At 45.7% G+C, this 13,698-nt stretch carries 10 protein-coding genes, 1 tRNA gene and 1 other RNA gene; 11 read left to right on the top strand and 1 reads right to left on the bottom strand.

Annotated elements, in window-relative coordinates; genetic code table 11:
• Nucleotides 1–8: 8 nt before the first annotated feature.
• The 4 genes from O3627_RS03370 (at nucleotide 9) to rpsU (ending at nucleotide 3,594) form a co-directional block, all read left to right on the top strand.
• The gene (locus O3627_RS03370) at nucleotides 9–1,466 is read left to right on the top strand and encodes a M56 family metallopeptidase (RefSeq protein ID WP_125381795.1); all 1,458 of its coding nucleotides are present in this window, start codon (nucleotides 9–11) and stop codon (nucleotides 1,464–1,466) included.
• Nucleotides 1,467–1,843: 377 nt separating this feature from the next.
• Nucleotides 1,844–2,575: a polyphosphate polymerase domain-containing protein gene (locus O3627_RS03365; RefSeq protein WP_002906906.1), complete on the top strand. Its 732-nt coding sequence runs from the start codon at nucleotides 1,844–1,846 to the stop codon at nucleotides 2,573–2,575.
• 11 nt (nucleotides 2,576–2,586) lie between these two features.
• Nucleotides 2,587–3,270 carry a DUF4956 domain-containing protein gene (locus O3627_RS03360; protein ID WP_002895949.1) on the top strand — a complete coding sequence of 228 codons (684 nt, stop codon included), beginning with the start codon at nucleotides 2,587–2,589 and terminating at the stop codon, nucleotides 3,268–3,270.
• A gap of 147 nt (nucleotides 3,271–3,417) precedes the next feature.
• On the top strand, nucleotides 3,418–3,594 hold the full coding sequence (rpsU, locus tag O3627_RS03355; protein ID WP_000048054.1) for a 30S ribosomal protein S21: 177 nt from the start codon (nucleotides 3,418–3,420) through the stop codon (nucleotides 3,592–3,594).
• Between the two features lie 113 nt (nucleotides 3,595–3,707).
• Here the strand turns inward: rpsU and mscL are convergent, their stop codons facing one another.
• Nucleotides 3,708–4,091 (bottom strand): large conductance mechanosensitive channel protein MscL, encoded by a 384-nt coding sequence (gene mscL, locus O3627_RS03350; protein ID WP_060976252.1) that lies wholly within the window; start codon nucleotides 4,089–4,091, stop codon nucleotides 3,708–3,710.
• 154 nt (nucleotides 4,092–4,245) lie between these two features.
• On the opposite strand from mscL, the gene dnaG reads away from it, so the two are divergent.
• The 7 genes from dnaG to O3627_RS03315 all read left to right on the top strand — a co-directional run.
• Nucleotides 4,246–6,030, top strand: coding sequence for a DNA primase (gene dnaG, locus O3627_RS03345; protein ID WP_312022692.1), 1,785 nt, complete (start codon nucleotides 4,246–4,248; stop codon nucleotides 6,028–6,030).
• A 2-nt stretch (nucleotides 6,031–6,032) separates the two neighbouring features.
• Complete coding sequence (rpoD, locus tag O3627_RS03340) at nucleotides 6,033–7,145, top strand: RNA polymerase sigma factor RpoD (protein ID WP_002897871.1); 1,113 nt, start codon at nucleotides 6,033–6,035, stop codon at nucleotides 7,143–7,145.
• Between the two features lie 125 nt (nucleotides 7,146–7,270).
• Nucleotides 7,271–7,609 carry a metal-sulfur cluster assembly factor gene (locus O3627_RS03335; protein WP_002895943.1) on the top strand — a complete coding sequence of 113 codons (339 nt, stop codon included), beginning with the start codon at nucleotides 7,271–7,273 and terminating at the stop codon, nucleotides 7,607–7,609.
• 81 nt (nucleotides 7,610–7,690) lie between these two features.
• Nucleotides 7,691–8,039: a transfer-messenger RNA gene (gene ssrA, locus O3627_RS03330) on the top strand.
• A 166-nt stretch (nucleotides 8,040–8,205) separates the two neighbouring features.
• Nucleotides 8,206–9,051 carry a DUF695 domain-containing protein gene (locus O3627_RS03325; RefSeq protein WP_125348483.1) on the top strand — a complete coding sequence of 282 codons (846 nt, stop codon included), beginning with the start codon at nucleotides 8,206–8,208 and terminating at the stop codon, nucleotides 9,049–9,051.
• Between the two features lie 38 nt (nucleotides 9,052–9,089).
• Nucleotides 9,090–9,177 (top strand) — tRNA-Ser (locus O3627_RS03320).
• Between the two features lie 210 nt (nucleotides 9,178–9,387).
• A partial coding sequence (locus tag O3627_RS03315; protein WP_371621317.1) for an accessory Sec-dependent serine-rich glycoprotein adhesin occupies nucleotides 9,388–13,698 on the top strand: 4,311 nt, incomplete at its 3' end.

The following is a 13,698-nucleotide window of genomic DNA, read 5'->3' as shown; positions in this document are numbered from 1 at the left end:
GGATAAGCATGAAACAGTTCCTTCTTTCTTTTCTGCTGACCAGTTTGTTGACATCCATTTTGGTGCTTTTGCTTAGTCTGCTTTTTACGGCCTTTAAGACTAAGATTTCGGTCAGAGTGAAGTATTTTATTTGGTTTCTGATATTGCTAAGTTTTCTGTTTCCGTTCCGTCCTCAGTTCGGCTCAGGCCTGATTCGGCTGAATACAGGATCGGTAGTTCAGACAGCAGTGACTGCCACCCAGACAGGTGGAGCTCAGGGCGCTTCTCCAGCAGTTGAAAAAGCTGCCCAGCCAAATCTGTGGGAAGCTTTTCTGGGTCTACCTTGGTTTGAAATTCTCTTTACCATCTGGCTGATTGGCTTTGTCTTTAGCATAGGAAGATACGCTTATTCTTATATTCGCTTCAGAAAGATGCTGAAGCGCTGGGGCACGGAGTTTCAGGACGAAGAAGCGATGGCTCAGCTGCGGGCTGTTCAGCAGGAGATGGGAGTTAAGGGCCGGATTCGTCTGCTCCACTATCCTATGTCCCAAAGTCCTATGCTGCTAGGTTTCAGAGATATTTTAATCGTGCTGCCAGAGTTGGACTACACGGAGGAAGAGCTGCAGCTGATTTTCAAGCATGAGCTGACTCACTACAAACACCGCGATGTTTTAGTTAATCTCTTAGGGATTTTCGCCAAGAGTCTGCACTGGTTTAATCCGGTTGTCCGCTTTGCCTGCCGTGAAACTCAGGAAGCAGGAGAAATGTACTGTGACTATGATGTTCTGAGCAGTAGAGATACAGAGTATCGGACTTTCTACGGTGAAACGATTTTGACCATGATAGACCGCAGTAAGAAGACCCCAATTGCTCTGACGACCTGCTTTTACTCTGACAAGTTTAATCTCAAGCGGCGGATTGTCGGTATCATGGATAACCGCCTGCCTAAGAGGTTTCTGTCTGCTGCCTTTGTAGTAGCAGTCCCTCTCCTTTTGCTCTTGACTAGCTCGGTCTTTGCCTTAGAAAGCCCAGAAGCTCAACAAAGCAAGCCTGTGACGGGGCAAAAACAGTCTCAAGGTCTCAGTCAGCGTCAGGCACTAGCATCCGTCTTAAAAGAGCTGTCTCTTTCTGAAACAGATATTAAAGATTTACAAATTTCGCGTGAGAAAGACACTTATAAGATTCGCTTCTCACACGGGCAAACGGCCCATGAAACCATTGTCAGTGCTAAGGATGGAAAACTGATCCAATCCAAGCAGTATACCATTGTCGAAAAGACAGTAACGGTTGAAAAAGAAGTCAGCCCATCCTCGTCTGCTGCATCGACTCCAGCTGATAACAGCTCTACTGCAGGTGCAGGAAATACGGGAGCAGCGGGCTCTACTGGAGCTAGTACAGCGACTGTTCAAACTCCGTCTCAGAACAGTTCCTCTCATACGACAGACACCGATGATCCGGACGATGATGATGACCATGATGACGATTAAATAAAGGATTCTGCCAGTTTAAGTTTCTTAAAAGCTTAGACTGGTAGAATTTTATTATCTTCTCAAAGGGGGATTTAGAAATCCTCCAAGAGCAGTTAGTCATCAGTTTATCTTTATTTTAGGACGATTTTGCTTACAGTTTGCACTTCGTTTCCTAATGCTAAAAAAGATGAAAGATTATTTATCTTTTTTCTTGACATTCACAAACGACAATTGTAGAATATATTTATAAACTACATTTGTAGAATGTTTTTGAAAAATACTGCTTGGAAAGGAGAAGAAAGTAAAGCTTATCCAGACGCTTGTAGGATGCAGAGCGGAAGCTCTATTTCTTTTAAAAGCATAAACTACACTTGTAGAATCAAAGGAGAATTCAAATGAAACAAAAGCAAATCCAAACAAATTTCCAACGAATCGAAACGAAGTATATTCTTGACCGGGCAATGCTAGCTCGTCTTGAAGCTGACATGAGACCTTACCTCACCGCAGATGATTATGCGACATCAACCATTTCTAATGTGTATTTTGATAATGATGAGTTCCAGATGATTCAGGATTCTATTGCCAGAAAAGGCGGTCGCGAAAAAATGCGGATGCGGACTTATGCTGAGCAGCCGAATGATGATAGTCAAGTTTTCTTGGAAATCAAGAAGAAACGGGATGAAGTAGGTTTCAAATACCGTTTGGTTTCGAATCCTCTCTCTGTGACCAACTATATTGTGAACGGTGTGGCAGACCATACTATTTCTGATGATCGGGTCAAGGCAGAAGTGGAGCAGTTACAGGAGCGCTATATAGACTTGAAGCCAAAAATGGTGATTAGCTATGATCGCTACTCTATGAGAGGCTTGGAAGATAAAAAAGTCCGTGTGACAGTTGATTCCAACATCCGCTACCGTGATTATGATGTAGACTTGGCTTTAGGCCGCTATGGACTGCCCTTGCTGGATGACGACAAGGTAATTATGGAAATCAAGGTTCCTGGTCAATATCCTCAGTGGTTGGCTGATATTCTGAACAAATACGGTCTTGAAGACCAGTCCTTCTCAAAATACGGCAATGCCTACCTGAAAACTAAAGAAAGGCTGACTCAAACAGTCAAGGCCTAAGGAGGTAGTCTATGCTCAATCAGTTATTTAACAGTATCTACTCCTCTACGGAAGTCAAGATAAATCCTTTAGCATTGATTTTTTCACTAGCAACTAGTGTGGTTTTAGGAATTATCTTGGCCAAGGTCTATAAGCGCCAAACCATTTATACCAAGGAATTTGTCGTCACCCTCTCCCTTTTGCCAGCCATTATTTCCATTATCATCTTCTTGGTTAATGGAAATTTGGGCACCAGTGTCGCCGTAGCAGGGACTTTCAGTTTGATTCGCTTCCGGTCGGCCGCGGGTGGCTCCAAGGAGCTTCTAGCCATCTTTATGGCGACGGCTATTGGGATTACAACGGGGATGGGCTTTGTAGCACTGGGAATTGTCTTTACTCTAGCTATTTCAGGCATCTGGATGCTCTTTGAAAAGATGAGCTTTACTTCAGTCAGTCCGACCAGACGTTATGTCCAGGTTCAGGTTCCAGCTGACTTTGACTACGAAGTACTCTTTGATGCTATCTTTGAAACGACTTGTAAATCAGCCGAACTGACATCTCTCAAGTCGGCTGAAAAGAAGTCTATCAAGCTGGACTATGTTGTTGACTTGAATCCTGACATGAGCGACAGAGAGCTCATTCAGCAGTTCCTGTTCTATGATAAGGTGCAGGACATTTCCCTTTCCAAAGCTGCTAAGAAGCGTAAAACCCTCTAAGCAAAAGAAGACCAGCTGCAGCAGAGCAGTTGGTCTTCTTGTTTGTATCATAAAAAGGAGCTACATTATACTTACAGAAAATACTTGACACTCTTTTCTATATGTGGTATGATTATATAGATTTTGGACTTGAAGGGAGTGAAAAAAATGTCAAAAACAGTAGTACGCAAGAATGAATCACTTGATGATGCACTTCGTCGTTTCAAACGTGCGGTTACTAAAGCTGGTACTCTTCAAGAAACACGCAAACGTGAATTCTATGAAAAACCTTCTGTAAAACGCAAACGCAAATCAGAAGCAGCTCGTAAACGTAAAAAATTCTAATTGAACAAAAAAGCAGACTCCGGTCTGTTTTTTGTTTTGGTTATTTGGAGAGAAGAGGATGATTATGAGCAACATGAAAGAAAAAAACACTGATTTTCATCAGTGAATTCTCTTTATTTTTTCTCAGCCAACAAAGCTTTGATTTCTTGCAGGACTTCCAATTCAGTTGGTCCAGCTGGCGCTTCTTCAACTTCTTCCTTCTTCTTAGCAAGGCTTTGTGCTTTTTCAGCAGACTTGACGATGAAGAAGAGAACAGTACCGATTACCAAGAAGTTAATTACAGCGCTCAAGAAGTTACCATAAGCGATCCCGTTCCATTTCAGATCAGCAATTTGCTCCAATTTTGCAGCTTTCAAAATTGGGTTGAGGAAGAGAGGAGTGATTACGTCAGTAATCAATGAAGTGACGATTGCTCCAAAAGCGTTGGCGATGATTACACCGACTGCCAAATCAATCACGTTCCCGCGCAGCAAGAATTCTTTAAGATCCTTTAACATTCTTTCTTTCCTTTCAAGAATTTATTAATGAGATTATATTATAGCTTATTTATATGACATCCTCAAGATATTTGCTTGTCAAATATTTTACATTTGCATCATTTTAGTATAAAATATAGAATGATATTCTATGATAAATTGGAGGTATTGTCTCTTGATTGATAAAGAAATCATTTCTGAAATTAAAAACAGCGTCAATATCGTCGATGTCATAGGAGAAACAGTGGCCTTGACTAAGGCCGGGCGGAATTATCTGGGACTCTGTCCCTTTCATGGCGAAAAGACGCCCTCTTTTAACGTTGTAGAGGACAAGCAGTTTTATCACTGTTTTGGCTGCGGCAAGTCGGGCGATGTCTTCAAATTCATTGAAGATTATCGAGGCGTTTCCTTTATGGATGCTGTGCAGATTGTAGCAGAACGGGCAGGGATTCCTTTGGCTGTGGAGACAGTGGGCAATGACCGACCGAGACAAAGCCATCCGCATCAGGCTCTCTACGATATCCATACCGAGGCAGCGAAATTTTACCATGCGGTCCTGATGACGACCAAGATGGGAGAGGAAGCGCGGGCTTATCTCTACCAGCGGGGGCTGACAGATGATGTTCTTAAGCATTTTCAAATTGGGCTGGCTCCTAATGAGGGGAATTATCTTCATAAGAGTATGGCCGGCAAGTTTGATGAGAATACCATCATGAACTCGGGTCTCTTTAATCTTGCGGAGAATAATTTGGTCTATGATGCCTTTCAGAACCGGATTATGTTTCCCCTGACCAATGACAGTGGGCAGGTTGTAGCCTTTTCCGGGCGGATTTGGCAGGCAACGGCCTCAGACGGCCATCAGGCCAAGTACAAAAACAGTCGTAGCACCGCTATTTTCAATAAAAGCTACGAGCTCTATCATCTGGATAAGGCCAAGCCGGTTATCAAGAAGAGCCATGAGGTTTATCTGATGGAAGGCTTTATGGATGTGATTGCGGCTTATCGGGCCGGGATTGAAAATGCAGTTGCCTCGATGGGAACAGCTCTGACGCCTGAGCATGTTCAGCATCTGAGTAAGTATTGCAAGAAGATTATCCTGTCTTACGATGGAGATAGGGCAGGGCAGGCAGCGACTGCTAAGGCTTTAGATGAGCTGAGAGATATGACGGTGGAAATTGTTCGGATTCCCGATAATTTGGATCCGGATGAGTTTCTCGCTAAAAATTCTGAGGAAGACTTGCAGCATTTGCTGAGTAAAACGCGAATAAGTAATGTGGAGTTTCTGCTGCATCATCTGAAACCAGATAATATTGAAAATCTACAGGCTCAGATTGAGTTTGTAGAGAAGATGGCGCCGATTATTGCGAAGACCAAGTCCATCACAGCTCAGAACTCCTATATTTACATGCTGGCTGAGTTGCTGCCGGACTTTGACTATCAGCAGGTGGAGCAGACGGTAAATAACAGCCGTCTGGCTGAGCGATCTAGTCGCAGTCAGGAGGCGCCGATTCAGCAGTCTCAGCCAGTCGTCATGCAGTTTTCGCCGTCGAACCGGCTGACTCGTCTCATGAGGGCGGAAAATCATATCTTCCACCGCATGATACATCATCCTTTGATTTTGAACCAATACCGTCTTAGAGAAGACTTTGTCTTTGACTCGGAGGACTTGCAGGTCTTGTATGAAATTTTGCTGGCAAATGGCGAGGTGACACCGCAGGATTTGTCCCAACTGCCAGATCATGTCCAGCAGGCTTGGTACCGGGTCTTGGAAGAAGACTTGCCGGATGAGGTTTTGGAAGATGAATTGAAAGAAGTGGAAGAAACCAGAGAGCGGGAGATTTTGCGCAAGCATAATCAGTTTATTAGTAAGAAGATTCGAGAAGCCTCTCACAGCGGAGATACGGATACAGCCCTGTCCGAGCTAGAGCGCTTGATTGAGCAAAAAAGAAGAATGGAGTAGGAATGGCTACAAAACAAAAAGAAGTAACAACATTAGACGTTCAAATTGCAGAATTTATCCGCAACCACAAGCAGACAGGGGTTGCGACAGATGATGAAATCAATGACCAGCTGGTTATTCCTTTCACTTTGGACGCTGATGGGATTGAGGATTTGCTGCAGCGTATTCAGGATGCTGGCATCTCAATTACAGATAAGGAAGGAAATCCCAGCGCGCGCGTCTTAAATAACGAAGAGGAAGAAGCAGAGCTGACGGATGAAGAGCTCTTAGGCAGCAATTCAGCTAAGGTCAATGACCCAGTTCGTATGTATCTGAAAGAAATTGGGGTTGTGCCCCTTCTCAGCAATGAAGAAGAGCAGGAGCTGGCTATCTTGGTAGAGCAGGGAGACTTGGAAGCCAAGCAGCGTCTGGCCGAGGCCAATCTTCGTCTGGTTGTTTCCATTGCCAAGCGCTATGTCGGCCGTGGTATGCAGTTCCTTGACTTGATTCAAGAAGGAAACATGGGACTGATGAAGGCTGTTGATAAGTTTGACTACACCAAAGGATTTAAGTTTTCAACTTATGCGACTTGGTGGATTCGTCAGGCCATTACCCGTGCGATTGCTGACCAAGCTCGGACCATTCGGATTCCGGTCCACATGGTGGAAACCATTAACAAGCTAGTCCGTGAGCAACGTAATCTCTTGCAGGAATTGGGGCAAGACCCAACACCAGAGCAAATCGCTGAGCGAATGGATATGACACCTGACAAGGTTCGTGAGATTCTCAAGATTGCTCAGGAGCCGGTTTCTCTGGAGACGCCTATCGGTGAGGAAGATGACAGCCATCTGGGTGACTTTATCGAAGATGAAGTGATTGAAAATCCAGTCGACTATACAACTCGTGTCGTCCTTCGTGAGCAGCTGGATGAGGTCTTGGATACGCTGACAGACCGCGAGGAAAACGTCTTGCGTCTGCGCTTTGGTCTGGACGATGGAAAAATGCGGACACTGGAAGATGTCGGCAAGGTCTTCAATGTAACTCGCGAGCGGATCCGCCAGATTGAAGCCAAGGCTCTGCGTAAACTCCGCCACCCAAGCCGCAGCAAACCACTTAGAGACTTTATCGAAGATTAAGAACTGAAAAGCAGCGAGGGACAAAAATCTTTCAGCAGGAAGCATCAAGTCGGCAATCCTAGCTGAAAACAAAAGCCCCTCGAGCTAACTTGAAATTTCTGCTATATCTATAAGGAGGATATTGCATGTCAGAAAAAAAATACAGCCCTGAAGAAGTTGAAAAAATCAAAACGCGTATTTTAGAGAGCTTGGAGCAGGTTATTGACCCAGAGCTGGGGATTGATATTGTCAATCTAGGTCTAATCTATGAAATCCGTTTTGACGAGACCAATGGGGAAACGGAAATCGATATGACCCTGACAACCATGGGATGCCCTCTGGCGGATCTTCTGACTGACCAGATCTATGATGCCATGTCTGATGTTCCAGAGGTTACCAAGACGGATGTTAAGTTGGTTTGGTACCCAGCTTGGACGGTAGAAAAGATGAGCCGCTATGCTCGGATTGCTTTGGGGATTCGCTAAGAACTGATAGTAAGTGTTGGCCTGCTGCGTGCAGGCTTTTGCTTTTTTTAGCAGATTCTGTTATAATGTTCCTATTGTCTTGGGGTCGTTACGGATTCGACAGGCATTATGAGGCACATTTTGCAACCCATCTAGCGGATGTAAAACGCCAGTTAAATATAACTGCAAAAAATAACAATTCTTACGCTTTAGCTGCCTAAAAACCAGCCAGCGTGACCCGATTCGGATTGCTTGTGTCTGATGACAGGTCTTATTATGAGCAAGCTACGGCAAAATCTGGTCTAGGGATTTTGCAAGAGATTGATAGACTCGCTTGACTTGGGCTTGAGCTATGTGTCAAAGTTAAGTCAAACCAATACATAGCCTATGGTTGTAGACAAATGTGTTAGCAGGTGTTTGGACGTGGGTTCGACTCCCACCGGCTCCATTATTTTAAAGTCCTTCTAAAACGTTGAGAAATCAGCGTTTTTTGCTTTTACAATGTCCAGGAAATCTTGATTTCTATCTGAAAAAGTAATACAATGATGTTAGTGATGACAAAGGAAATATTTGTATTTCTATTGGGTTGATTTCATAAGTATTAAGGGAAATTTGATATGAGTTTTTTTAAGAATCTGTTTGGTAAGAAGCGAGAGCAAGAAGAAGAGAAAGTAGAAAAGGTGGAAGAATCAGTGCTTGATGTGCCTGCTGAGGATCCTTTTCCGAGTGAGTGGGGCTCTTTCTCAACCTATATAGATGACAAGTTGGCTAGTATCCGTCTGAATCTAGCTCTTGCTGATGAGGCACCCTATCCTCTATACGCCTATGCTATGAGGCTCAAGGTAACGCTCCTCCAGTACGATGGGGAGACAGGTTTTCCATCTAGTGATGAGTTTAAAGAGCTGAATGTGATTGAGGACCAGCTTTCTGAGGCTTTGGGCCAGGTCGGTGGCATTCATGTTGGTGTGATTACAACAGATGGAAATATTGAGTTTTACTACTATCTGCAAGACAAGAAAAGCCATCTGGAGCCGATTGCAAACGTGATGCGCGACTTTCCAGACCGCCGCTATGACTCGGCAACCTTGGAAGACGAGGAATGGAATCAGTACTTTGACTTTCTCTATCCTAATGAATACGAGTATCAGACCATTCTCAACCAGCGGGTCTGGTACCAGCTGGAGCAGGACGGCGATGACCATAGTCAGGAGCGCGAGATTGACCATTGGGCCTATTTCGCGTCAGAGGAAGATCGAGATGGTTTCCTAAAGGAAGTCGAAGAACTGGGCTATAGCCTCGTATCAGCTGAAAAGATAGAAGATGCTGACAAACCATATCAGCTGCATGTGATTCGTATGGATACGACAGAAATCTTTGATTTGAACCAGAATGTTTGGACTTTAGTCGAATTTGTGAAAAAATTTAACGGAAACTATGGCGGTTGGGGCTGTAATGTGGTATAATGGTTAAAGTTTTGAGAAAGCTGGGCTTTCTCTTTTGTGGAAGATTACTCAAGAGGCTTAAGAGGCTGTGTTGGAAACGCAGTAGGCGTGTAAAAGCGTGCGTGGGTTCGAATCCCATGTCTTCCGTCATAAGATGCAAGAAACGCTGTTTGGCGTTTTTTCTATTTGTAAAAGAGGCATGAAAGTAAGGCGATTCTTTTTGAATATGAATATCTTTGGAAATACTTGAAAACAATTTCAGCAAAAAAAATAAGTAATTTATTGTTCATTTTATATAATAGTGTGGTAAAATGGGATTAATGGATTTTTAAAAGGATATAAATTAAAGGGAGAATTATGTTTTTTAAACGTCAAAAAGGTAAGTACCACGAAGTAGAGCGTGTGACTCGTTTTAAGCTGATTAAATCGGGTAAGCATTGGCTGCGTGCTGCGACATCACAGTTCGGCCTTTTTAGATCAATGAAGGGGGGAGGCCTTTCATCGATCGAGCTCAAGGTAACGGAAGAACAAGTTACCGATAAAAAGAGCGGCATAGACTTTTTGAGGGGTATTGTCGCCACAGGGGCCGTGCTGGGCGGAGCTGTTGTGACAAGTACAACTGTTCATGCAGAAGACGGTCAGGCTCTGGAAAAGGTCATTGATACGACAGACGTTTTAGCGACACGTGGTGAAACAGTTTTAGGAGAAGAAAGCAGTGCTACTGAAGCAGCAACTGCAACGGCAAGCTCACATACTGAGTCAGAGTCTGTATCAGATACATCCTCAGCCAGTGCCAGTGCTTCTGTCAGTGCATCTATCTCTGCCAGCATCTCAGCTTCAGAGTCAATGTCACAGTCTAGCTCTGCCTCTATCAGTGCCAGCACATCTCAAGCAGTCTCAGATTCCTTAAGTGTATCTGAGTCTCTTTCAGTGTCTTCAAGTACATCTGATTCGGTTAGTGCAAGCACTAGTGCGTCCGCTAGTGCATCAGAGTCAGTCTCAGCCAGTCAGACATCTACCACCTCTACATCAGAGAGTGCTAGATCCAAAAGCAGCCAGCAGTCGACAGAAGCTTCTAGCCAAACTAGACGTAGAAGAACGCGTCGGGATGTAACGGACTCAGGTCCTAATGTCGAATATCGTGATATTAAAGGCGATATGATTCAAGGTGTTACTACAAGTTTTGATGATGTTAATCGACTTTTGACTTGGACGATAACCCTTACACCAAGACAGGTAAAGACTAACCTCGGTGCACTTGTATCTATCAGTGGCAATCAGGAAACTCGTACAGTGACGATTAATGGTAAAAATGCTGCAAATGGTGGAGTTTACAATTCAGGTGGTGCTTGGAATCTATATACAGGTGAATCTGTCAGCGATAATATTCTAAGAATTACTACGCGCGTAAATGATGCTGGTGGTGAAGTCAAGCTAGGCCTCCGCTTAGTAACTAGCGATAAGAAAATTACCAATAAAAATCTACCGCTTGAGTTTGAACAAGTTGCTGCTACGACAAATGGAAGTTGGGATAAGGCAGGATTTAATACAACTATTGCGGAAAAGGATACGGAAGCTCCCCAAGTGAAATCTGGGGATTATGTAGTATACCGTGGTGAATCCTTTGAATTTTATGTAGAAACCACTGATAATAGCGGTCAAGTTAATAGAGTTGTCATCCGAAATGTTGAAGGTGGTCCTAATAGTACTTACCTTTCTCCCAATTGGGTACAATATTCGACAGAGAATCTTGGCCAGCCTGGTAATGCTACCGTAGATAATCCTCTAAGAACTAGAATGTTTGGATTGGTTCCTACAGATACAGTTATTGGTCATTATACTCGTTATATAGTTGCGTGGGACCCTTCAGGGAATGCCACTTCAATGGTGGATAATGCTAATCGGAATAGACTTGAAAGATTTCTCCTTACTGTTAAAAGTCAAAATGAAAAGTACGACCCTGCGGATCCGACAATAACGTATGTAAATAATCTTTCTAATTTATCTACAAATGAAAGGAATGCTGTAGCTGCAGCGGTAAGAGCAGCAAATCCTGATATACCAGCTGCCGCTACGATTACTGTTTCTGCAAACGGAACAGTCACCATTACTTATCCAGACAATTCTACAGATACTATTACTGCAAATAGAGTAGTAAAAGATCTTGCATCAAGTCGTTCGGCTTTAACATCAGCTTCTACATCCGCTTCGACCAGTGCTTCTGTGTCGGCTAGTACCTCAGCGTCCCTTAGTGCATCGACCTCAGCGAGTCAGTCTATTGTAGATAGTAAATCTGCTTCTGTAAGTGCATCAACCTCTGCCAGCACGTCTGCCTCGACGAGCGCATCAGTATCTGCAAGTACGTCCGCTTCAACGAGCGCGTCAGTTTCTGCAAGTACGTCTGCTTCAACGAGTGCATCCGTAAGTGCAAGTACGTCTGCCTCGACGAGTGCATCTGTAAGTGCAAGTACCTCAGCCTCAACGAGCGCCTCAGTAAGTGCCAGCACATCCGCTTCAACAAGCGCCTCAGTAAGTGCCAGCATGTCCGCTTCGACTAGCGCGTCTGTGTCTGCAAGTACGTCTGCGTCCACGAGCGCATCCGTATCAGCAAGTACGTCTGCTTCAACGAGCGCGTCAGTGTCTGCAAGTACCTCAGCTTCAACGAGTGCGTCCGTATCAGCAAGCACATCTGCTTCAACGAGTGCGTCCGTGAGTGCCAGCACCTCAGCGTCCACGAGCGCATCCGTATCCGCAAGTGCGTCTGCATCGACAAGTGCGTCCGTATCAGCAAGCACGTCTGCCTCCACGAGTGCATCAGTAAGCGCAAGTACGTCCGCGTCAACAAGTGCGTCAGTAAGTGCAAGCACGTCTGCTTCCACGAGTGCGTCAGTAAGCGCAAGTACGTCCGCATCAACTAGCGCGTCAGTGAGTGCAAGTACGTCAGCTTCCACGAGCGCGTCCGTATCAGCAAGTACGTCTGCTTCAACGAGTGCATCGGTAAGTGCAAGTACGTCAGCTTCCACGAGCGCATCAGTTTCAGCCAGCACGTCTGCTTCCACGAGTGCGTCAGTAAGCGCAAGTACGTCCGCATCAACTAGCGCGTCAGTGAGTGCAAGCACATCTGCGTCGACGAGTGCCTCAGTTTCAGCAAGCACATCTGCGTCTACCAGCGCATCAGTAAGCGCAAGTACATCGGCTTCCACGAGTGCGTCAGTAAGTGCAAGTACGTCCGCGTCAACCAGCGCATCCGTATCCGCAAGTACGTCCGCGTCTACTAGCGCGTCTATGAGTGCCAGCACCTCGGCCTCAACGAGTGCGTCAGTAAGCGCAAGTACGTCAGCATCAACGAGTGCATCAGTAAGTGCAAGTACGTCCGCATCGACGAGCGCCTCTGTATCAGCAAGCACGTCCGCGTCTACAAGTGCATCTGTATCAGCAAGTACGTCTGCTTCAACAAGTGCATCTGTATCAGCAAGTACGTCCGCGTCTACTAGTGCATCTGTATCAGCAAGCACCTCAGCGTCCACGAGCGCATCAGTAAGTGCAAGTACCTCAGCGTCCACAAGTGCATCCGTGAGCGCAAGTACGTCCGCATCGACGAGCGCCTCTGTATCAGCAAGCACGTCGGCTTCAACGAGTGCGTCCGTATCAGCAAGCACATCTGCGTCTACCAGCGCATCAGTAAGCGCAAGTACCTCAGCCTCCACGAGTGCATCAGTAAGTGCAAGTACGTCCGCCTCAACCAGTGCATCAGTAAGTGCAAGTACGTCCGCGTCTACTAGCGCGTCTATGAGTGCCAGCACGTCTGCCTCAACCAGTGCGTCAGTAAGTGCAAGTACGTCCGCGTCTACTAGCGCGTCTATGAGTGCCAGCACGTCTGCCTCAACAAGTGCATCAGTAAGCGCAAGTATGTCTGCGTCAACGAGTGCGTCAGTAAGTGCAAGTACCTCGGCATCAACAAGCGCATCAGTAAGTGCAAGTACGTCCGCGTCAACGAGCGCATCAGTAAGTGCAAGCACCTCAGCATCCATGAGCGCATCAGTAAGTGCAAGCACCTCGGCCTCAACGAGCGCATCAGTAAGCGCAAGTACGTCCGCTTCAACGAGCGCGTCTGTTTCTGCAAGTACGTCAGCGTCCACGAGTGCGTCTGTTTCTGCAAGTACGTCAGCGTCCACGAGTGCTTCAGTCAGCGCAAGTACGTCAGCTTCAACGAGCGCGTCTGTTTCTGCAAGTACGTCCGCATCGACGAGTGCGTCAGTGAGTGCCAGCACGTCCGCGTCAACAAGTGCGTCCGTAAGTGCAAGTACCTCAGCATCGACGAGTGCATCAGTAAGTGCAAGCACCTCAGCATCCATGAGCGCATCAGTAAGCGCAAGTACGTCTGCATCAACAAGTGCGTCCGTAAGCGCAAGTACGTCTGCTTCAACGAGTGCATCCGTAAGTGCAAGTACGTCCGCCTCGACAAGTGCATCAGTAAGCGCAAGTACCTCAGCCTCAATGAGCGCATCCGTTTCAGCAAGCACGTCCGCCTCGACAAGTGCATCAGTAAGCGCAAGTACGTCCGCCTCCACGAGTGCATCAGTAAGTGCAAGTACCTCAGCCTCCACGAGTGCATCAGTTTCAGCAAGCATGTCCGCCTCAACTAGCGCATCAGTTTCCGCAAGCACA

This window comes from Streptococcus sp. 27098_8_82 (genome assembly GCF_041431615.1).
GTDB classification, from domain to species: Bacteria; Bacillota; Bacilli; order Lactobacillales; family Streptococcaceae; genus Streptococcus; species Streptococcus sanguinis_K.
Note: the sequence above shows the minus strand (reverse complement) of the source record. Positions and strands in the feature narration are given on the sequence as shown.

Coding starts and splice junctions, on each gene's coding strand:
- O3627_RS03365 (WP_002906906.1), top strand. CDS start 1,844: ATGAAACAAAAGCAAATCCAAACAAATTTCCAACGAATCGAAACGAAG.
- rpsU (WP_000048054.1), top strand. CDS start 3,418: ATGTCAAAAACAGTAGTACGCAAGAATGAATCACTTGATGATGCACTT.
- O3627_RS03360 (WP_002895949.1), top strand. CDS start 2,587: ATGCTCAATCAGTTATTTAACAGTATCTACTCCTCTACGGAAGTCAAG.
- O3627_RS03370 (WP_125381795.1), top strand. CDS start 9: ATGAAACAGTTCCTTCTTTCTTTTCTGCTGACCAGTTTGTTGACATCC.
- O3627_RS03325 (WP_125348483.1), top strand. CDS start 8,206: ATGAGTTTTTTTAAGAATCTGTTTGGTAAGAAGCGAGAGCAAGAAGAA.
- rpoD (WP_002897871.1), top strand. CDS start 6,033: ATGGCTACAAAACAAAAAGAAGTAACAACATTAGACGTTCAAATTGCA.
- O3627_RS03335 (WP_002895943.1), top strand. CDS start 7,271: ATGTCAGAAAAAAAATACAGCCCTGAAGAAGTTGAAAAAATCAAAACG.
- mscL (WP_060976252.1), bottom strand. CDS start 4,091: ATGTTAAAGGATCTTAAAGAATTCTTGCTGCGCGGGAACGTGATTGAT.